We start from the raw sequence: 21,465 nt of genomic DNA, 5'->3' as shown, positions 1-21,465 counted from the left end.
CTAAAAAAATATGATTTTTAAAATGGTTACTTTCGTAGTCAGTATTTATATTTAATGGCTATTTATATTTAACAACATTGATGCTTCATACTGATAAAAATATAGGGCAATAATAATGTTATTCCTCCCGCAGTCTGCACGTTTTGATGAATTTTCAGTCGCTGTGCCCGACTTTATTCGTTATCCCACCATTCGAAAATTGGCAGAACGCGTGCAGCAAGAGACCTTAAATGCCGTCAGCAGTCCGGCGTTGTACGACGGCTCTAACACTTCTCGTAGCGCTCGCATTTTAGATAGCTTATATCAGACACCGATTGCCGATGCCTCGGTATTGGTTGCCATTACCCACGAGCGCCATCCTAAGCTGCTACTAACCCGCCGCGCCGCCCATATGAACAGTCATGCTGGCGAAGTCTCTTGCGTTGGCGGTAAGCATGACGCAGGCGATGGTAATAATGTCGTCACCGCCTTGCGTGAAGCCTGCGAAGAGACGGCGCTACCACCTGATAAAGTCCAGTTGCTTGGTCAATTACCCATTCAAACCTCTAAAAGCGGTATGAGTGTGCGTCCCATTGTGGCGCTGATTGCACCAGATTTATTGCTAGTGCCTGAGCTTGGCGAAATCTCACGTATCTTTTGGGCAGATTTTGAAACCTTGCTGACTCAGCCTACCGTTGAGTATGCGGTAGAATATGCGATGCAAGATCAGACCGCGACCATCCTCACACCCAGCTGGCAGGTTGATGGTGAAACGGTTTGGGGTCTGACAGGACGCGTCATTGCTAGCTTGTTGGAAACGGGCTTTGATCGGCAGCTTGAGTGGTATTACCGCATCGAGAATACGCGTAATTAACCCGCATAACGGTTGAGGTTATCGATTGAAGTATCTAAAGTAGAACCATTCTCTAACCAAAGCGCGTCTTTTGCGGATTTATTATAGTTATTGTAGAGGCGGTTGATAATGGCTTAATATATTCTATTTACTACTAATAATATTCGTTATAGATTTACTTGTTATAGATTTACTTAATGTTGAGCGGTTTTTCTGCTTCTATTATTCTGTATTTATCGTACGTTATTTATAATAATCATCATTTTTCTTCAGCCACCAGTTCATATTATCTTGGCGTTTGGCGCGGAAGGCTTCCAATTTTTCAGCCACCGTTTGATTGTGCTGGCGTGCCGTATCGAGCGCAAAAAGAATCGGCACCGAAGATAAGACGCCAAAGCGGATTTTAGATTTTGGCAAATCTAGGCCATCGCCGATATCATCACCGACCAAGGTACGGGTCACGCTGGCATTGACCATCTCAACGAAACGTCCACGGCGATTGTCCTCACCCATCAGCTGCCGCGGCAAATCGTGTAGCGCTTTGGCTAGCGGCTGACCCATTTTAAAATCAAGCTGCTGAATCGATAAATAGGTATAGAGCCATTCCCAACAAGCGGCTTCATCTTTTGGTAAGCGCTGTAAATCAACGCCCATCCAGTAGCTAGCAAGATTCCATAGATGCAGGATACCTTCGGCTTCCTCAGTGCTAATACGGGCGCCAAGCAGCCGTAACCCGCGCATAATCAATAATGAAAACTGTAAGTGGGTGGCAATCATATCGGTTTGATTGATAGGAATACCCCAGTAGTCTGTGTTCCAACTGCCATCTGGATTATGGTGTTGGTCGGCATTGGTTATGATGCCTTTAGCTGCATTGCCTTTACCTTTGAGCAAGTTTTGCCGCACTATAGTGTGAATTTGCCGCACCTTGATAGACTGCCGCCAGCCTTCTGAGCCAATCGCCAATACTTGCTCAATAGGTTGGCGGTTATTGTGCGTACTGATATTTGGCTTATGTAATGGCGGGTGTTCAGAGACGGCTAGGATATACGCATAAGTACGCATCAAACGCGGTAGGGCATCGTGCATCAATGCGCCCGTTTGAATGAGCGGCAGGGAGAGGGCGGGAATACTATAGCCTGCCATTAGCGCGACATTACGCAATAGCCAAATCAGCATCAGCGGGTAACGTCGATAAGCAACCGCACCGATTTGTGCAAGCTTGGGGTCAAACCAAGTAGGATGGCTGCTAAATTGCTCGGTTAAGGCGTTAAATGCAGGGTTATTTGTGAGATTAGCATCGAATTTACTGCTATTGCTATTGCTACTGTCGCTGATAATAAGTTGCTGTAAAGGCTTGGCAAAACGAATGCCATCAGCGGCTAAAGCATCTGCCATTGGATCACCGATATCGTAGCCAGCAACTATTTCTTCCAACAAATCTTGCGAGATAACAAAGTCTTTTGGCAATAAATAACGCTTGATACGCTTTAAGACTTGCAAGTCACTATGGTCGTCAATCGCCGTCGTGCGCCCATGACGCTGATAAGAGGGATGCGCGTATTGAGGGTCAGGCACTTGACGGATGTTAGTATCTTGCCGAGTACTGGCAACATTTTTTTTAGCGATATTGATGGGATCCATATTTATTAGCTACTCTATATCGTCTGCTTTTATGAACTAATGGTAAGCGCATTGGGCGATGCTGCTTTAAGTAACTTAGTTGTATTGAGCAACTTCATTACAAAGTCGCTCAATTAATGATTACGAATGATGGGTTAAATCCACCGAGGTATTATTAACATCGTCTTTTAGAGTGGCTTTTAGCATCAGATAACCAGCAATACCAGAAACGATTGAACCCATAATGATACCTAAACGCTCATCAAATAATGGCGTCGCGCCGCCAAAGGCCAGACCACCAATAAATAAGCTCATGGTAAAGCCAACGCCGCAAAGTAACGCTGCGCCGTAGATTTGCTTAAAGGTCATACCTTTTGGCATGGTAGAAATACCCAGTTTGAAAATTAGCCAGCACATGAGCATCACACCTACTTGCTTACCAATAAACAGTCCGGCAGCAATACCCAGTGGCACCGAATGAAACAGCTCGGCAAAACCCGCGCCCTTGAGTGAGATACCCGCATTGGCAAAAGCAAATAATGGCAGAATCCCGTAAGACACAGTGTTTTGCAAGTCGTGCTCAAGTTCTTCAAGTGGAGAGTGTTCAGGGTCAGTACGGTCAAATAATGGAATAAATAAAGCGAGTACCACCCCAGCCAAGGTTGCGTGAATGCCAGATTTGAGCACGGCAATCCACATAATGACCCCAATCAGTATGTAAGGGGTGATGCTGGTAACGTTACGGCGATTGAGTAGATATAAGAACGGTAAACAAAGAGCAGCAATAGCGAGCGAGCCGAGCGATAAGTCACTGGTATAAAATAAGGCGATGATTAAAATAGCGCCGATATCATCGAAAATAGCAATAGATACCAAAAAGACTTTTAATGAATTTGGCACGCGATTGCCAAGTAGGCTTAAAATGCCAAGGGCAAAGGCAATATCGGTCGCCGCAGGAATCGCCCAACCTTTCCAAAATTCAGGCTCATTATAGTTAAAGAGCAAGTAGACGATAGCGGGCATAATCATGCCGCCCAACGCCGCGCCAGCTGGTAAGATAATTTGCTTGACGTTGGAGAGCTCGCCGATGAGCACTTCACGCTTGAGCTCAAGACCAACTAAGAAAAAGAACACTGCCATCAGACCATCGTTGATCCAATGATGGGCGTCCTTTGCAATCGCAAAGCTGCCTATTTGAATGACAACGGGCGCATGAATAAAGGATTCATACCAAGCATTCAGAGGAGTATTGGCAATAATCATTGCCGCGATGGCTGCCAGCGCTAAGACAATGCCGCCTGACGCCTCGAGGTTAAAAAATGCTCTTATTTTTTGTATTGCCATATCATCCTCATTGACTAAATAAAACGTGCTAAATCATTCAAAAACTTCAAGTACCTATTGTTATATCTTTTGATTCGGTCTGCTTCGATTCAATTTGGTCTATTGCTTTGACTAAGCTAAATAAACCTAAGCTTAGTTAAAGCAATAGACCGTCATCAATATTGACATAGATTGATGTAACAAATAGGTGGCTCTAGTTTCTCACAATTTTATTCATATAAACAATTAAATACGTTAACGGTTTTATGCTGCGTCCGTGAAGACTCAACGACTATCAAAGGACAACCTAATAAGACAGCCGATATGACAAATCTAGCAGACTTTACTAGGTTTTTGGTTCTTTTTACGGTTTTATCTTTATAATGAGCGCTTTTACACAAATTTTAACGTCAAGTTTGCTTTTTTTATATCCTAAATTTTCAAGGTTAGTGTCATGGACATATCGCTCTCTATCGAGATTATTTTAATGCTGACAGCTGTTGCCGCGCTAGCAGGTTTCATCGATGCTATCGCTGGCGGCGGTGGTTTATTGACCATTCCCGCCATGCTACTTGCCAATATTCCGCCCGTGCTGACATTAGGAACCAATAAACTGCAAGCGGCATCAGGGGCGCTCGCAGCGTCCATTACGATGATTAGAAAAGGTGTGGTCAAACCAAAGAATATAAAAACGGGGATTATCGCGGCTTTTATCGGTTCTGTTGTTGGCACAATTGCTGTGCAGTTATCGCCGCCTGATTTATTGGAAAAGCTGATTCCATTTTTGATTGCGGCAATTGGTATTTATACTTTATTTGCGCCGAGATTGGGCGAAGTGGAGGCCTCACCGCGCATCTCAGAAAGCAATTGGCAAAAAGTAGTGGCACCCTTGATTGGGTTTTATGATGGTTATATGGGACCGGGTACGGGGATGTTTTTTGCCTTAGGAAATGTGGCGCTGCGTGGTCGCCAAATTATTGAAGCGACGGGCGCGGCAAAAGTGTTGAATTTATCTACCAATATTGGCTCGCTCATTTTCTTTATCTTGGGCGGTAATGTATTATGGAAAGTGGGGTTGGCAATGATGGTTGGGCAGACGATAGGGGCGTATTTTGGCTCACATATGGTCGTTAAAGGTGGCAGCAAACTTATTCGCCCTATGATTGTACTGGTTTGTCTAGCGATGCTAACCAAGTATGTATTGGGTTAATAGTGATGATTATTATGATTATGTTGAGGCTGAAATAGTCTGTTTAAATTAAAAGAGCCGTGTCTATAATCTTCTACAGCTAGAATAAATTTTCTTCGCTTGCTGTGTGCTTCGCACTCCAGAGGCTTCAAAAAACTTATTCCAGCAGTAACGTCCCGTTTTTAAGGTATTTCGTCTATATATTAATGCTAAAAACCTTATTCAAGACAGAAAAAAACCTCAGTTCACAAATTGACCGAGGTTTTTTTATTATTAAACTTTCATCTTTGGCTATTTTATATTCACACTAGCCACATTGAAGTTAGCCACTATTAAAACTAGCCACGTTTAATATCGTCGTACTCACTGCCCATAATGCCATCGCTAAAGACTTCAGAGAATTCGCGCTCGCTGTCTGCATCGATATGCCCATCAAACATCTCTTTTGCACCCGCATCAGGATCGTTGTAAATTGCCAAATCCATTTCACCTTCTGATTTTGCAACGATGACTGTAACAGCAGCATCGCCGCTGACGTTGACGGCAGTACGTAACATATCAAGGATACGGTCAACCCCTAAAATCAGACCGATACCTTCAATGGGTAAACCGACTTGGGCAAATACCATGGATAGCATAATCAGACCTACGCCCGGAACACCTGCGGTGCCGATAGAAGCAAGTACTGACATCAAAATAACGGTCAGGTATCCTGTAATGCCTAATTGAATACCATACAGATTGGCGATAAAAATAGTCGCCGTACCTTGCATGATCGCCGTACCATCCATATTAATGGTGGCACCAAATGGAATGGTAAAAGAAGCTACTGAATTACTAACGCCCATACGCTTGGTGACTGTACGTAAGGTAATAGGAATCGTCGCATTTGAGCTTGAAGTACTAAAAGCAAATATTTGCACTTCGCGCATTTTTGCCAAAAAGGTTTTAACCGATAGCCCTGAAGTCAGCTTAAGTATCACCATCATCGTGACAAAAAAGTGAAAGAAGAGTGCACCAACCAATACTGCGACATACCCTAGCAGTGACCAGATAAGGTCTAAGCCCAGCTCAGCCATCGCTTTGGTTAATAGTGCAAAGACGCCATACGGTGCAAGATTCATAATGATCGTCACCATTTTTAAGATAACTTCATTAATCAGCTCTAAGCTTTGTACCAAACCTTTGGCAGGCTTACCCACCATCAAAATACTAATACCGATTAACATCGCAAAAAAGATAATCGATAGCATATCGCCATTTGCCATCGCACTGATAGGGTTAGAAGGGATAATATTAGAGAAAACGTCGATAAGGGGGGGGTGCTGACTCGGCTTCGAATACCGCTTTAGTTTCGATTTGCATGCCTTTACCAATACCAAATAGTGAACCAAGCCCGATAGCCGTAGTAATCGCTAGTGCTGTAGTCACCATATAGATAAAGAATGTTTTGCCACCAATACGTCCTAATAGACGAATATCACCGATACCGCAGACACCGCAGATAAGCGAAATCAAGACCAGCGGTACAACCAGCATTTTGAGCGAGTTTACAAACAGCTTACCAACAATGGCAAAAAAACCATTGGTCACATAGTCGTTAACAAAGCTGCCTTCAGTGTTCAATCCCGAATAGTTTATAAATAAACCCAGTATGATACCCAGCACCATGGCAACAATAATCTTACCCGTCAGTCCCATATTCTTCCACATAACTACGATCCTTGGTTGCCGTAACGCACAGTCATAAATACGATATCTTAAGCCGCATGGGTATCGTTTTTACGCCTGTTTTTATTACGTCTAAAAGTTTTACCTGTCATCGAGGTCAGGTTTTGGGGACAATATAAAAGAATTGTTGGGGGTACTGCAAGAAATATTTATGACTTAGACAATGCGAGCGGATAAATTCACGGTGTTTCAGATTTATTTAGCATTAGAAACTTTTAGATTCAATGGAATAAGATAAGCCGTTCTTACGTATATTTGCGTGTGAATTTGCGTGTAATAGCTGCTTAATAAATTCTCTAAATCAAAAAGTGATAAATAAAAAAGCGAGACTATCCATTGGATAGTCTCGCTTAAGTTGAAAAATAAAATTTATAAAAGCGCCAATTATGAGTCAGTTAAACCTTATCATTTTCGTCACGACGTAAACCGTCCTTCCATTCAGGGTGACTATTTGCTTTTTCTACCTCACTGTCCGTTATGTCTGTCATTACCGTCACCGTTTTACCTAAACTATTCTCTGCTGTGGCACTATTTGGATCGGTCTTGTTAAGGCTATGGTTGTGACCCATGCGTTCGCTTAAATGCGATTCTGCATCACGGTGACGCGGGTCGAGTGCTTGTGCTTCAGGGTCTGATTCTGCAAAATCGGTTTGTGCCTGAACTTCTTTTACCGTGTCTTGCTCGCTGACCATTTTGACATCGCCATCGCTCTCATAACCATGGTCAGGATTGGCATCACCGGTTGCTTCTTGTTTATCATCTGCTGCAGGCTCAAGGTTATCAGTCATTGGCTCAGCTGTTTGCGCAGTATTATCAGCTGCGATGCCGTTTCTTGCTTGTGCATCGTTTTTCAATTGCGCGTAGTCAGTCAGCTTATAGACCGCATTTTCTAAACTGTGCGGATTGTGACGTTCTTGTGCTTTAGAGAGATGCTTATCGAACACATCGGTCAATAACGAGTCATAGCGGATGGCGTTATATTGAATAAGTACTTCAGCTTCTTCTTCAGTAATATCACCGTTTTGGCTGGCATAGACCACGTGATCTTCAAAGGTAAGACCTTCAAAGTTGTCTTTATGCTCCGCCTTTTTAAAATTCTGCCATAAAGGTTCAACGTCAAGCAGCGTTTGATAAGCGTGCTCCATGCGCCCCGTGACATCATCAGGTTCGGTATTGTAATACACCATAGTTTTGAGATAATCACGGAATGGATTGGCTTCAAAGTCGTCCATAAATGTATCGCCCAATTGGCGTTTTAACTCATCGCTGACCGGTGCAAAAATACGACCACTTGGGAAAGTCACAAAGCTGACCACACTCGCCGCCATGCGATTTGGGAAGTTGGTAAATAAAGATAAAAAGGCTTCTTGAATGGTATAAAGGCTATTTTTTAGTGCCACTTCTGCATGCAAGCGTTCGGCTTTTGACTTAGAGCCATATTGATAAAATTGCAAAATTGCTGTACAGATAAATAGATGCGCGTGGATATCCGCTAAGCGTCCAGACAGCATCTCTTTACGTTTTAAGTCACCTGCCAATAAGCCTAAAGACATATCGGCGGTTAGGGCAAAGCCTGCGCTCAAACGATTGATGTCTTTATAATAAGGAAGGGTAAAGCTATCGGCAAAGCTTGGCGCATGGCTGCTGCCGCCGACATAACCTGCGACAAAGGCTTTGGCACCGCGATTAAAGGTATAGCCCAAGTGTTTAAAGAATAAATTATCAAATTGCTTGAGCGCGCCTTCTTTATCATCACTTTGTAGCAGTTGCAGCTCATCAAATAGATAAGGGTGACAACGCATTGCCCCTTGACCAAATATCATCAACGAGCGCGTTAAGATATTGGCACCCTCAACGGTGATAGAGACAGGAATCGCTTGATAAGGAATCGCTAAAAAGTTACGCGGTCCCATTTGTACCGCACGACCACCGACCACATCCATGCCATCATTAATGACTGAACGCATAGTCTCAGTGGCATAGTATTTTGCCATTGCCGTCATCACCGATGGCGTCCCGCCTTGGTTGAGACCGCAGGTGACCAAATGACGAAAGGCCTCGAGCATATAAGTATTACTGGCCATGCGGCTGGTGGCATCTTGCACGCCTTCAAATTTGCCGACAGAGATTTTAAATTGCTCACGTACTTTTGCAAATGCACCAACGGTCAAATAGGTGACTTCACTGGCAGACGTTGATAGCGCTGGCAAGGAGATACCGCGGCCAACGCCCAAACATTCCATCAGCATGCGCCAACCGCGACCAGCATTTTCAACACCGCCGATAATATAATCTAGCGGGATAAAGACGTCTTTACCATCGACCGTACCATTCATAAATGGCGAGCCAATTGGATGGTGACGTGGACCGGTAACAACCCCTTCATGGCTAGCAGGAACGAGCGCACAGGTAATACCGTAATCGGTCTTTTTAGGGTCGCCAAGTAAGCCTTCTGGGTCATGCATCTTAAAGGCTAAACCAACGACGGTGGCGATAGGGGCTAGAGTAATCCAGCGCTTAGAGAAATTCATGCGTAGACCGAGTACTTGCTCGCCTTCATGCATACCATAGCAAACCACACCGGTATCAGGAATAGCACCAGCATCAGAGCCAGCTTCAGGACCGGTCAAACCAAAGCATGGGATTTCCTCACCTCTAGCCAAACCCGGTAACCAGCGCTGCTTTTGCTCCTCTGTTCCGTAGTGCATCAATAGCTCACCAGGACCGAGCGAGTTCGGTACCATACAAGTCACTGCGGCAGTCGGCGAGCGCGACGCAATCTTACTCATGACACGACTTTGGGCATACGAGCTAAATTCCAGTCCGCCATATTCTTTAGGGATGATTAAACCCAAAAAGCCATTGGCTTTAATAAAGCGCCACGCCTCTGGTGACAGCTCTTTATCTTCATGATGGATTTGCCATTCATCGAGCATGGCACATAACACTTCTACTTCATTATCAATAAAGCTTTGCTCTTCTTCTGATAGTTCAGGATAGGGGTATTTGGCAAAGGTGTCCCAATCTGGCGCGCCCATAAACAGCTCTTTTTCCCACCAGCTGGTACCGGCATCGAGTGCTTCACGTTCGGTATCGCTCATGCTTGGCATGGCACCGCCCAAGGCTTTATATACAGGCTTGGTAATCAATGACTGACGCAGCGGAGTAAATAACAATACTAGGCATAAGAGCGCGATTGGTATGCCTAAGATGAGCGACCATGGACTGATAAATGCGGTGACGAGGACGGTAACAAGGGCCACGACACTGCCAGTGACACGCGATAAGGATAATAAAAAGATGGCCAAGACCACGGCTAACTGAATGATTATTGCTAAAATAAATAAGCCAATGCCCATGACTGTCTCCTTTATAACGCTGAATGCACAAGCGTAAAATTTAAATGAATAAAAAATGATGGAATAACTCTAATTGTTGTTTTATTTTTCCATCAGGGGTGTTGTGCTTTATTTATAACAGTTTATTAAAATTAATAAGCGCAAACCTACTATTAAATAAATCTATCAATAGTAGATTTGCCAATAAATAGTAAGTATACCGATAACTGTCACAGCAAAAATAAAGTTAACTACTAATATGAAACAGTTGTTTATAAGTATCAAGAGCCAAAATGCTACGCTATGTCGATAATATGTATCAAGATTTGCTTATATAATCAGCGGCTATCGAGCTTTAGCCAAAAGGTGGCAAGCAGCTCTCGGCATATGAGAGCGTTTCATTGCGTCCGACGATGATATGGTCAACCAATGACAAATCTATTAAGTCACAAGCCTTTTTTAGCTCGTAAGTTAATAAGTTATCTGCTGTTGAAGGGGTCGCATTGGTATGCGGGTGGTTATGAGCGACGATAAGTTGACTGGCGGCGTAGCTCAACGCATGCCGTAAGACGTGTTTGATGCAGACCGAACAAGAGGAAATCCCGCCAGTAAACAAGATCTCAAAATTGATTAGATTTAACGCATTGTCCAGACACAGTACGGCAAAGACTTCACGGTGCTCACCGCGCAGCTGGGTACTAATATAGTCTTTGACCATTTGCGAGCGCCCAAGGGCATGACCAGTTTTAAGCTGACTGTCTAAGTAGCGCGTGCCCATCTCAAGCGATGCCAGTATTTGCGCATATTTAGCGGGACCAATACCGTGACAAGCAAGTACCGTCTCTTGTGGCGCGGCCAACAGCTCTGCTAGGCTACCAAACTGCTCTATCAAATGGCGGGCGAGTTCAATGGCGGATTGAGACTGGGTGCCCGTCCGCAGGAATATCGCTAATATCTCAGCATCAGATAAATGGGCGGCGCCAAACTTCAGCAGTTTTTCACGCGGTCTATCATCTTCATGCCAGTCTTTAATTGCCATTGTTCCTCCTTGAGCAGGGCTAGGTGCCAGATAAGTGAGATAAATCCACAAAACTTCCCCTAACTTATCGCATAATTGTTACTATAAGCGCAATTTTTATCTTTCATTTTTTTACTGATGCCATGCTTATGTCAAATATTGTCCTTGCTGTCACCGGCGGTATCGCCGCTTATAAATCTGCTATATTCGCCCGCTTATTAATCAAGGCAGGCTTTGATGTGCGCGTCATTATGACCACAGGCGCCCAAGCTTTTATCACGCCACTTACCTTGCAAGCCTTGACTGGAAATGAGGTGCATATCTCATTGTTAGATGAGCAAGCAGAAGCGGGAATGGGGCATATTGAGCTTGCTAAATGGGCAGATTTAATTGTCATTGCACCTGCCTCAGCCAATACTCTGGCACGGCTTGCGATGGGTATGGCAGATGATTTATTGACCACTGTCTGCTTGGCGACGACTGCTCCCGTTATCATTGCGCCAGCGATGAATCAGCAAATGTGGGCGCATCCGGCGGTGAATCTCAATGTGCAAACCCTGCGCGATATGAATTATCAAATTATCCAACCAGCCAGCGGTGAGCAGGCGTGCGGTGATGTCGGCGCAGGGCGTTTACCTGAGCCTGAAGAGTTGTTAGCTGAAGTGCTGCTATTTAATGCTATGCAAACCACGCCGCAATTATTGGCAGGTAAACGCGTGGTGATTACCGCAGGACCAACAGTAGAAGCTATCGATCCGGTGCGCTATTTGTCTAATCACTCTACTGGCAAAATGGGCTTTGCTTTAGCACGTGCTTGTGTTGCCGCTGGTGCAGACGTTATTTTGATTGCTGGTGGCAAAGTTGCCCTGCCAACACCGCTCAATGTCACGCGCATTGACGTCCTATCAGCCAAAGACATGCTGATAGCAGCGCAACAATGTGTCGATGGTACGCATAGTGCGCTACAGTATTTGCCTGAAGAGGACGATGAGCATTCTCATGAACACAGCCATGACCATGCTCATCACCATGGCGACTGTGATTGCGGTGAAGAACATCAACATGAAAATGCTGAGATTATCAATGATAGCAGCTTAAAGGTTGCTGATATCTTTATTGCCACCGCAGCGGTCGCCGATTATCGTACTGAAGAAGCGGCACCGCAAAAAATCAAAAAGACCCAAGATGCAATGACCCTGAGCTTGGTTAAAAACCCTGATATTTTAGCGACGATTTCACTTGCCCATCCAGAGCTGTTTGTCGTTGGTTTTGCGGCAGAAACGCAAGATGTCGAGCACTATGCACGTGGCAAACTGCTATCTAAAGATTTAGATTTAATCGCTTGTAATGATGTCTCACGCGCAGATATTGGTTTTGCCAGTGATGATAATGCCATGCAAGTATTTTTCTCAGAGCGTTATGAGCACGATAGCATAATCCTGGAGAAGGCGAGCAAAGATGAGATTGCCGAGCAGTTGGCGACTATTATTGGTGAGACCATTTGGCAACGTCATCAATCATAACCAATCATAAGAAACCGCCTAGTTATGCTGATTGCACTATTGTCAATATCAGTCGTCAATATCGCTATTAGGTTGTAAGTTCTATGACAAATATGGCAAATATTGTGGATAGCGATAGTACCCAAACATTATTACTGTTTGCAATTTTCGCGCTAGCATCATTGCTGCATGGTATCAGCGGGCTGGGTGTAACGTTAGTAACCACCACCGCGCTTGCCAGCATCTATCCTTTACCGCACGCTATTGTCTTGGTGATTTTTCCCTCATTATTACTCAATGCCATGACTTGGTTGGCGGGTGGCGGGCGCACGATTTGGCAAAATTTTATCTATTACGGCAGGCGCTATTGGTTGCTTGCGTTAACCAGTTTGCTCGGTAGTATGCTTGGTGCCAAGCTACTGCTATGGATCGATAGTGCTTATATTTTGTTGATATTGGCAGCAGTTATTGGTTTTTATGTCGTCAGTAGCTTGCTCGATAAGCAAATCCGTCTGCCCAATACCAAGCCTGTACTGATTATCGTTGGACTTAGTGCTGGTATTATTGGCGGTGCGACCAATGCCATGTCGACCATATTAATGATGTATTTGTTGTCCGCAAGCGATGATAAAAACACCATCGCTAAAGTCGGCAATATGTGTTATTTCTTGGGAAAGGTTGCGCAAATTATTGTCTTGCGTGAACCTATCATGGCACTCAGTAGTGGTGAATGGCAGCTGATTACTCTACTGAGTGTATTGTCTATCGCTGCGCTGTTAGTTGGTATTCGCTTGCGTCGCTATTTACCACAGGCACGCTTTCGTCAGCTTATCTTATTGATTCTCACCGTGCTAGGTATTCGTGTCGGCTGGCAGGGAATAACGACATTGCTATAAACTGAGCAATTAAATAAATTTACCGATTGAACAAATTTAACAGTATGGTAGCAACGATACTGATTATTATCATGGTTACGACTGGAAAGTAAACTCGCGTATTGCCTGAGGTTTGTTTAATATCGCCTGGCATATTACCTATCCACGAAAACGCATTTGGAAACAGCAGCCAAATAACGCCGATAATAACCAGCAAAATTCCTACACTTATTAATATTTTTGCCATCTACCACCTCACTAACCTTTTTATGTTATTTTTTCTTATCTTTCATTTCGCTACACGCTACTCATTCAATTCTGTAAAAAATATCTGCTGTGCCAAGCGAAAAGTATTACAGTGCGCTTCAACCACGTCTTCGATATCTTCTGAATAGCCGCCGCCCATGACGATAGCAATGGGAATATTGGCCGCTTTAGCTTGTTGCAAGACATACTCATCACGCGCCTTACAACCCTTTAGCGTCAGACTAAGTTTGCCCAATTTATCAGTTGCTAACACATCGACTGCAGATTGGTAAAATATCATATCTGGCGCAAATTCATTGATTAAACGCGGCAGCGTATCCTCTAATATCTGTAAATATTCTGCATCACCCGTATCGTTATCCAGCTCGATATCTAAGTCTGATACTTGTTTACGAAACGGATAATTCTTAGCGCCATGCATACTAAACACAAAAACGCGCGGCTCATCCGCCATGATACTGGCGTTGCCGTTACCTTGATGCACATCTAAATCCACTATCAATATTCTATGTGCCTGTCCACGATTTAATAATAAATTGCTGGCAATACAAACATCATTAAAAACACAAAATCCCTCGCCATGATCGGCAAAAGCATGATGAGTGCCGCCCGCGATATTCATCGCCACGCCATATTGCTGCGCGAATAACGCACATTCATAAGTGGCATGGGCAATATAACGACCACGCTCTACCAATTCTGGTGTCATCTCAAAGCCAATGGCGCGCGCTTCTTTCCGTGGTAAGGTCTGGGTCTTAAGCTGCCGCCAATAGTCCGCTGTATGCGTGGTTAAAATTTCCTCTTCACTTAGACGCTTTGGGGCAAAAAAATTATCGCTAGTGATAGTACCTTGAGCCAATAAGCGCTCAGGAATCATAGTGTATTTTTTCATGGGAAAGCGATGTTTTTCAGGTACGGAATAACGAAAAATATCAGAGTAGGCAATTTTTAGCATAATATTGAAGCATGTCTTTTTAAAAGTGATTTAAGGATAGAAGGATAGAGAGGTTTAAGTATTCTGAAAGTAGGGTATTGGTGAGAAAATGTAAGAGCGACAAATATCTAGCTTGCGCAATGTATTACTGAACAAACTGCGTGGGTAAGAAAAAGGTTCGCGCATCCTCTTGCTGATGTAGCGTCATCAGTAAGTCTGGCAATTCTGCAGCAGGGTTTTGATTATTGACCAAGTCACTAAATATCTCGTAAGTCACCGTGGTCATCGCAATCACGCTTTGTAGTAAATGTTCAATGGTGTTTTCATCCATACCGACCGCTTCGACATCAATGGCGTTTTTGTAGCGTATCTCGCCATCATTGATGTCCATTTCAAGATTACCAATCAGCATGTCGTAATTGATTTGGGTAATCAGTAACATCGCAGCGCTTTGATGGCTTTCGGGTATTAAGAACGGCAAAATACCATAGACTGCCAGTAGGTTGTTGTGTTCTTGCACGCGAAATAGGTAGCCGCAGTCGAGCTTTTTATTGCGCATTCTTAAAGACAAATAGTGTGATTGCTGGCTGTCATTATTGTTATTGTCGCTGTCACTGCTTTTTGGTCGATAATGGTTATAATGCCATTGTTGCTCGTCGAAATACTGCTTAAGATAATTGATAATGGGGGTGTCATTCAGCTCATTTTGTTTCGCCATATTGTCAATGTCATTATCAAAATAATCGTTAGTATCAGCGCTGCTATCTAACCGACTATCAAGATTACTACTAAGGCTGCTATAAATGACGTCATCGAAACGGTTATCAAAGTTGCGGTTTAGGTTATGATTTAAGTCAGGGATAGAGCCGCTAACATCCGTATCATCGTGGTTATTATCCTTACTGTCTTTAGAATAATTTTCTACACTATCACTCTCATTTCCTGAAGGATGAGGGTTGTTTTTATCCTGTTTTGTTAGATTTAAATCTGAACCCAAACCTAAGTCGTTAGCTATCTTCATATCATCAATAGCAGCCTGTTCAGCTGATACATTAAGCAGCTGTTTTATTCTTTGCCATAAGCTGAGTTTATAAGATTGGCTCATAGATAGTAGGCTAGCTAATAAAGGGTGGAAGTTTAAAAACTAAATAATAAACCGTACGCTAAAAAAATTAATCTGTGCTAAATACCAATCCTGCTTTAATACTCGGCTGGGCATAAAACGCTTGCAGCATCTCTGTTATATGCGCCGTAACCCATGAGCTTTCAAGGGCCTCAGTGACAACAGGTAGTAGGGCTGTACTCAATTGCGTTATTGCCTGCTCATCAATATGTAAACTTGCTGCTATATTGGCCATGCTATCGTCGTGATGGTTGGTATACCACGTATCGACACCCGCTGCTACAAGGCTATGCAAGTAAGGTGATAGGCGCAAACGGTTATAGCTTTGCTGGATGCTGTTTTCAATATGCTCAATGCTGCTATCGTCAGGCTCATCACGTAAATAGGTCTGGATTTCGCTAATCGGCTTATCTTTGATACGCCCCCAACCCGTAACCAATAAACGCGCAACCTCTTCATTGGATAAATGCGCTTGGGCATTGGCTTCTGCTTTATGCGCTAAATCTTTAATATTGCGATGTAGGTACGTCTGCAGTTTTTCATCAAGATTGCGATTGGTCGCTTTTTCAAACGAGCTGCGTCCAAATTTCATGAGCTTACCGGCTGCCCCTGCTTTATCTAGCGTAGACTCCATAAAATCATTGATAGCGTGATAGAGTGTTTGGGTCAACAAATCTGCAAAGGTTTCATTGCCGACCAGCGTATGAACCAAGATATTACGCTGCTCTTCATGACTACCCACGTAGCTGGCTAAAAGCTCAACTTGGGTATCATCGACCAATTCTGATAAAGGCACATTATCATTAACCGGATGATAAATAATAGCATGCAAAATATCGCGAATATCGCTGCGAATTACTTCGCTAACCGGCTGCTTAAGAAGCCAGTCATTAATAAGATGCTGCAAATCATCGCTACTGATATATTTACTCAGTGGCTGCTCGCCAAACCACTGCCAAGCTTGCATCGATAGCGGCTGCGCTTGCGAGTGCAGCCTTTGCTGCATAAAGGCAACTTGTGCCTCGATTAAGCTGTTTATAGTTAGCATGGGCGTGTCTGATTTTTGAGCCAAGTTTTGATTCGGTTTTTGAATATCTTTTGAAGTCTGCATAGGTTTTGAGGTCATAGTAATCGACAATTTGTTATACTGTGTGGTTGTGGTAAGCATGAAGTATTATGCCATGAACCTCATCTGTGTTTGTGATGAATATTGCCTGCTGCTTAATAAATAATGAGAGGTTTGGATGACAGCTCTGAATACAGCTTTACTTGCGCTCGATGAGCTGACGGTTCAGCGTGGTGAAATTCCTTTATGTGAAGGGGTGACACTCAATTTGGCTGCCGGAAGTATCTGTCACTTAGTTGGTGCTAATGGTACGGGTAAAACGACACTACTGATGCAGCTGGCTGGATTATTGCCAGTGCTGAGCGGTGAGGTTGTTTATCAAGGAGCGGTAAGCTTACCCGTGCAGCCTTTATATGTATCGCACCAGTTAGGCATTCATCCAAATCTTACCGTCGCCCAAAATCTTACCTTTTTGCTCAATTTATATGGCATTAGCCCAAGTATAGCTGATGTTGATGACGCTCTCACGTGGGTAGGATTGCAGGGTTTTGAAACCATTAGCTCAAGCCATTTATCTGCCGGTCAAACACGGCGTATTACCCTTGCACGCTTATATTTACTAACGCCTGAAGTTACCCCTTTATGGTTGCTTGATGAGCCTTTTACCGCGCTTGATGTCGATATGGTGGCGCGCATGGAAGACAGATTGCGCGAGTTTGCTACGGCTGGCGGTGCGATATTAATGACCAGTCATCAGGCCGTCGGCGTTGCCAATCAAGTGCTCGATTTGTCCGATTATATGGTGTAAATACTATCAATATAAGTGCCATAAGCATCAATCTAACTGCAACAAGCATCAATCTAACTGCAACAAGCATCAATATAAGTGCGACAAGCATTAGTGGAAGAGCGAATAGATGATAGACATAGATACTCCAGTACAAATAGAGAATACAAGCTCAAATGCTAACACTTCAAGTGCTAGTGCAGCTGCTGTGCGCGGTATCAGCTTTATGCAGCTATGGCAGCGAGAATGGCAGGTCAAGCAGCAAGGAGCAGTACAGTGGTTATATCCTTTGGTACTGTTTTTAGTGATTATTACCTTGTTTCCGCTAGCCGTTGGTAGTGAGCCTGCTTTATTACAACGCCTTGGGGTGTCTGCAGTTTGGATCGCAGCTCTGTTGTCACTGGTAATGGGCGTTGATGGTTTGTTTAAGCCTGCCCTTGATAATGGCACCTTAGCACAATTGGTCGTCGCTAAAGCGTCGCTGCCATTATGGGTGCTAATTCGTTTGGTTATCCATTGGATTTTTAGTAGCGGCATTGTGGCGGCATTAAGTTTGCTCGCCGTGCCTTTATTTCAGCTTAGCTGGTTTGAGGCGTGGATATTGATGGCATCTATTATCACTGGCAGTCCGATGCTACTTATGCTGTCAGCGGTTGCCAGTAGTCTGACGCTATCGCTAAAAAATGGCGCGGTGTTGGTGCCTTTGATTGCCTTGCCGATGCAGTTACCCGTATTGATTTTTGCTACTGGTGCGGTTGATTTATTTGCCACTGGTCTTAACGGCTTGCCGATTTTGGCTTTATTATTGGCGGGTAGTATTATTTCCGTGTTGGTAATGCCATGGGTGATTGCCTTGACCTTAAAAATGGCATGGCTGAATTAGAAGCACATGTTGGCATGTCATTCTTTTTCTTATTAAAACCCTTTATATTAACAGCATGGTGAAAACTGGCAACTTTGCTATAATAGTCTATTAAACAAACAGTCACGTGTAGATTCTATCCAGCGTTTAACGCCAGCAGGTTAGCGGGTAGTCGTATGAATCATGCGTTTTACTCGATAATCACTAGCTGCGTAATAGGTTTATTCCCATGCCCAACCTGAATAATGTCTCATCTCCTAGCCTGTGGCAACGTATCTGGCAAGTTTTCTTGACCACGGTGGGTACCAAGGAGTTCTTTCGTATCTTTTCGCCTTGGGTCAAGTGGTTAGCGATATTAGCCGGTTTCTGTCTGATCGTAGGTAGCGTTTGGGGCTTAGCATTTGCGCCGCCTGATTATCTGCAAGGTAACAGCTATCGCATCATCTTTATCCATGTACCGGCAGCCAGTCTGGCTATCTCCATTTATTTTGCTTTAGCCGTGCTGGGCGTAATTTATCTGGTATGGAAAATTAAGACAGCGAGCCTTGTAGCACAAGCGCTTGCTCCGATAGGGTTTTTGCTCTGTGTTATTAGCCTGCTGACGGGTTCTATTTGGGCAAAGCCTACGTGGGGCACTTATTGGGTTTGGGATGCGCGGCTGACTTCGATGCTGATTTTGGCGTTTTTATATGCCGGTGTAATGGCGCTATTTGCAGCCTTTGAGCATACAGCGAATCGCGGTAAAGCGGCTGCTATTTTGTCTATCGTTGGCGCAGTCAACTTGCCCATTATCAAGTACTCAGTACAGTGGTGGAATACTTTGCACCAAGGCTCAACCTTTACGCTGACTGCGGCACCAAAAATGTCGGCGGATATGTGGATGCCACTACTATTGATGATTATTGGCAGTTATTTACTGGTCGCGACATTAGCCATTTATCGTACCAATACGCTGATTTTATATCGCGATCAAGGTAAAGCGTGGGTAAAAGAATACATTCGCGGACAAACTAAATAATGGCTAGGAAAATATGATGCAGCCTTACTTTTATAGCGTCTCTGAGTTTATTGCCATGGGTGAGCATGGCGTTTTTGTCTGGTCATGCTGGGCAATTACGGTCGGCATGATGTTGGTTTTTATTATCTATAGCCGTCGTCAAAGACAAACGCTTATTAAGCAGCTAACGATTCAGCAAGCGCGTCAGGCACAGCGCGCTGCTAAAGCACCTAACCCTGCGACCAAACAATCTTCTTAAAAAAATTATTGTTAGTATTGGCTTCTTAGCTTATAAAATGATAATGACTCGCGGCCAAATATATCACCTTATCAGTAGTCAGAGGGCTTATTGATTTGGGTAAAAAATGCTACCATATAGGTATTAGAAAAGTACGGTTGGACAGGCCTGTTATCCAGTCAGTCTGATATGAATTTCTTTAATATTTTCTGTTTTGCAGACGCGCAGTTTGTAAAGCAGCGACTCATCAATGAGGTAGTAGTATGAACGCAGTTCGTCGCAAAAAACTGATGTGGGTTATGTTTACGCTTGCAGGGGCGGCGATTGCCGTGGTGTTGGTAATTTATGCCATTGGGCAACAGACCGATTACTACTTTGACGCTACTGCCATTGCGAAGGGTGAAGCGCCGCAGGACAAGCGTATCCGTGCTGGCGGTATGGTGGTTGCTGGTAGTGTCCAACGTGCGCCAAATGACCCGTTAAGTATTGAATTTGCTATCACCGACTTTCAGTCCACAGTGCCAGTTACTTATCAAGGTATCTTGCCAGATTTGTTCGCTGAAAACTCAGGGGTGGTTGCAACCGGCAAAATGCAAGGCGATACCTTTGTCGCAGGTGAAGTATTGGCTAAGCATGATGAAAATTATATGCCACCAGAAGTTGCCAAATCGATGAAAGAAAACAATCGTAGCAGCGCGGTCCCTTCTTCTGAGCAATATAACCCCGCTGAAAAAGTTCATAAGACCAATACTTTGCAGCAGTAATAGCGCTGGCAATAATAATTATCAATAGTTATCGTAAAAAGCGTCAAATATAAAAAAGCCAGTGACTTTTATCACTGGCTTTTTTGTTTCTAGTATTTAAATAAGTATGATTTATTAATCATCCCATTCTGGTGAATAATCCGGATGCTTAATTTTACGCCCGTCACTACGCGCTAAGCTGCCAATTTTCTCAATTTCATCCGCACTGAGCGTTACCTTAACAGCATCTAAGTTGCCTTGTAAGTGCTCAGGATTAGAGGTTTTTGGAATCGCAATACGCTGCTTATCAGATAAAATCCACGCCAGCGATACTTGCGCTGGAGTGATACCATGTTTATCAGCGATTTCCTTAATCACTTCATTATCAAACACATCACCGCGGGCAAGTGGCGAATACGCTTCCAATAAAATATGGTGATTATTTAAAAAGGTCTGCAACGTTTTTTGCTTAATAAAAGGGTGAAACTCCACCTGATTGACTGCAATAGGCACATCAGCATAGCGCTTGGCTTCGATAATATTAGCAATATTAAAGTTAGACACCCCGATATTGCGGGTCAGCCCTTGTTTCTGTAGCTCACAAAGCGCTGGTATAGTCTCAGATAACGGCACACGATCATCGGGCCAATGTAGCAGCAGTAAGTCAACATAATCGGTATCTAAGTTTGCTAACGAACGCTTTGCAGCAGCAATAAGTTTTTCTGGCTCAAACTTCATGTCATCAGGAAATATTTTGGTCGTTAAAAAGAACTTATCGCGAGCGACCCCTGATTGCTTAATGCCTTTTCCCACCTCTTTTTCATTATCATAAGCTTGGGCGGTATCAATATGCTCATAGCCCATTTTTAGTCCTTGGCTGACGACATCGATACAGTCTTGACCGGTTGATTGCCACGTACCCAGTCCTAGTACCGGAATGTTGGCTTGTCCAGCGCTGCGAATATTATAAGTTTTAGAACGCATATTATTATCCTTGTTGTTTTTGTGATTTATTAA

General features: G+C 43.8%; 18 protein-coding genes and 1 pseudogene. 9 read left to right on the top strand and 10 right to left on the bottom strand.

The genetic code is table 11. The features are described from left to right. The first annotated feature begins 115 nt into the window (after positions 1 to 115). Positions 116 to 853 carry an NUDIX hydrolase gene (locus AC2FA3_RS01705; RefSeq protein WP_490508029.1) on the top strand — a complete coding sequence of 246 codons (738 nt, stop codon included), beginning with the start codon at positions 116 to 118 and terminating at the stop codon, positions 851 to 853. A gap of 222 nt (positions 854 to 1,075) precedes the next feature. Here the strand turns inward: AC2FA3_RS01705 and AC2FA3_RS01700 are convergent, their stop codons facing one another. Further along, complete coding sequence (locus tag AC2FA3_RS01700) at positions 1,076 to 2,476, bottom strand: oxygenase MpaB family protein (protein WP_490508028.1); 1,401 nt, start codon at positions 2,474 to 2,476, stop codon at positions 1,076 to 1,078. A gap of 120 nt (positions 2,477 to 2,596) precedes the next feature. Then, positions 2,597 to 3,799: a Na+/H+ antiporter NhaA gene (gene nhaA / locus AC2FA3_RS01695; protein ID WP_490508027.1), complete on the bottom strand. Its 1,203-nt coding sequence runs from the start codon at positions 3,797 to 3,799 to the stop codon at positions 2,597 to 2,599. A 433-nt stretch (positions 3,800 to 4,232) separates the two neighbouring features. On the opposite strand from nhaA, the gene AC2FA3_RS01690 reads away from it, so the two are divergent. Continuing rightward, on the top strand, positions 4,233 to 4,988 hold the full coding sequence (locus AC2FA3_RS01690; RefSeq protein ID WP_490508026.1) for a TSUP family transporter: 756 nt from the start codon (positions 4,233 to 4,235) through the stop codon (positions 4,986 to 4,988). Between the two features lie 317 nt (positions 4,989 to 5,305). Here AC2FA3_RS01690 and AC2FA3_RS01685 read toward each other — a convergent pair. From AC2FA3_RS01685 to radC, 3 genes and pseudogenes are all read right to left on the bottom strand, one after another. Beyond that, positions 5,306 to 6,638: pseudogene (locus tag AC2FA3_RS01685) on the bottom strand (dicarboxylate/amino acid:cation symporter). Between the two features lie 455 nt (positions 6,639 to 7,093). After that, positions 7,094 to 10,057, bottom strand: coding sequence for an acyl-CoA dehydrogenase (locus AC2FA3_RS01680; RefSeq protein WP_490508025.1), 2,964 nt, complete (start codon positions 10,055 to 10,057; stop codon positions 7,094 to 7,096). A 334-nt stretch (positions 10,058 to 10,391) separates the two neighbouring features. After that, a complete protein-coding gene (gene radC / locus AC2FA3_RS01675; RefSeq protein WP_490508024.1) occupies positions 10,392 to 11,075 on the bottom strand; it encodes a RadC family protein in 684 nt (227 codons plus the stop codon). Positions 11,076 to 11,203: 128 nt separating this feature from the next. On the opposite strand from radC, the gene coaBC reads away from it, so the two are divergent. Beyond that, on the top strand, positions 11,204 to 12,577 hold the full coding sequence (gene coaBC / locus AC2FA3_RS01670) for a bifunctional phosphopantothenoylcysteine decarboxylase/phosphopantothenate--cysteine ligase CoaBC (protein ID WP_490508023.1): 1,374 nt from the start codon (positions 11,204 to 11,206) through the stop codon (positions 12,575 to 12,577). Positions 12,578 to 12,669: 92 nt separating this feature from the next. Beyond that, positions 12,670 to 13,452 carry a sulfite exporter TauE/SafE family protein gene (locus AC2FA3_RS01665; RefSeq protein ID WP_490508022.1) on the top strand — a complete coding sequence of 261 codons (783 nt, stop codon included), beginning with the start codon at positions 12,670 to 12,672 and terminating at the stop codon, positions 13,450 to 13,452. Positions 13,453 to 13,471: 19 nt separating this feature from the next. Here AC2FA3_RS01665 and AC2FA3_RS01660 read toward each other — a convergent pair whose 3' ends face one another. From AC2FA3_RS01660 to AC2FA3_RS01645, 4 genes are all read right to left on the bottom strand, one after another. Further along, a complete protein-coding gene (locus AC2FA3_RS01660; RefSeq protein WP_490508021.1) occupies positions 13,472 to 13,678 on the bottom strand; it encodes a DUF2905 domain-containing protein in 207 nt (68 codons plus the stop codon). Between the two features lie 57 nt (positions 13,679 to 13,735). After that, a complete protein-coding gene (locus AC2FA3_RS01655; RefSeq protein ID WP_490508020.1) occupies positions 13,736 to 14,653 on the bottom strand; it encodes a histone deacetylase family protein in 918 nt (305 codons plus the stop codon). 124 nt (positions 14,654 to 14,777) lie between these two features. Beyond that, entirely contained in the window at positions 14,778 to 15,737 is a 960-nt protein-coding gene (locus tag AC2FA3_RS01650) for a type III secretion system chaperone family protein (RefSeq protein WP_490508019.1), read from the bottom strand. A gap of 67 nt (positions 15,738 to 15,804) precedes the next feature. Further along, the gene (locus AC2FA3_RS01645) at positions 15,805 to 16,923 is read right to left on the bottom strand and encodes a hypothetical protein (RefSeq protein ID WP_490508018.1); all 1,119 of its coding nucleotides are present in this window, start codon (positions 16,921 to 16,923) and stop codon (positions 15,805 to 15,807) included. Positions 16,924 to 16,999: 76 nt separating this feature from the next. Between AC2FA3_RS01645 and ccmA the strand changes: the two genes are divergently transcribed. The 5 genes from ccmA to ccmE all read left to right on the top strand — a co-directional run bounded on the left by ccmA (position 17,000) and on the right by ccmE (position 20,469). Continuing rightward, the gene (gene ccmA / locus AC2FA3_RS01640; protein WP_490508017.1) at positions 17,000 to 17,629 is read left to right on the top strand and encodes a heme ABC exporter ATP-binding protein CcmA; all 630 of its coding nucleotides are present in this window, start codon (positions 17,000 to 17,002) and stop codon (positions 17,627 to 17,629) included. A 109-nt stretch (positions 17,630 to 17,738) separates the two neighbouring features. After that, on the top strand, positions 17,739 to 18,491 hold the full coding sequence (locus AC2FA3_RS01635) for a heme exporter protein CcmB (RefSeq protein ID WP_490508016.1): 753 nt from the start codon (positions 17,739 to 17,741) through the stop codon (positions 18,489 to 18,491). Positions 18,492 to 18,699: 208 nt separating this feature from the next. Beyond that, positions 18,700 to 19,488, top strand: a complete 789-nt coding sequence (gene ccmC / locus AC2FA3_RS01630; protein WP_490508015.1) for a heme ABC transporter permease CcmC — start codon at positions 18,700 to 18,702, stop codon at positions 19,486 to 19,488. 13 nt (positions 19,489 to 19,501) lie between these two features. Beyond that, on the top strand, positions 19,502 to 19,726 hold the full coding sequence (gene ccmD, locus AC2FA3_RS01625; RefSeq protein WP_490508014.1) for a heme exporter protein CcmD: 225 nt from the start codon (positions 19,502 to 19,504) through the stop codon (positions 19,724 to 19,726). A 242-nt stretch (positions 19,727 to 19,968) separates the two neighbouring features. After that, positions 19,969 to 20,469: a cytochrome c maturation protein CcmE gene (gene ccmE / locus AC2FA3_RS01620; RefSeq protein ID WP_201544451.1), complete on the top strand. Its 501-nt coding sequence runs from the start codon at positions 19,969 to 19,971 to the stop codon at positions 20,467 to 20,469. 114 nt (positions 20,470 to 20,583) lie between these two features. Here the strand turns inward: ccmE and AC2FA3_RS01615 are convergent, their stop codons facing one another. Next, positions 20,584 to 21,432 carry an aldo/keto reductase gene (locus tag AC2FA3_RS01615; RefSeq protein ID WP_490508013.1) on the bottom strand — a complete coding sequence of 283 codons (849 nt, stop codon included), beginning with the start codon at positions 21,430 to 21,432 and terminating at the stop codon, positions 20,584 to 20,586. Between the last annotated feature and the right edge of the window lie 33 nt (positions 21,433 to 21,465).

It is taken from the genome of Janibacter sp. CoH_79_TC_3, from assembly GCF_058197955.1.
This window is presented reverse-complemented; position numbering and strand designations above follow the sequence as displayed.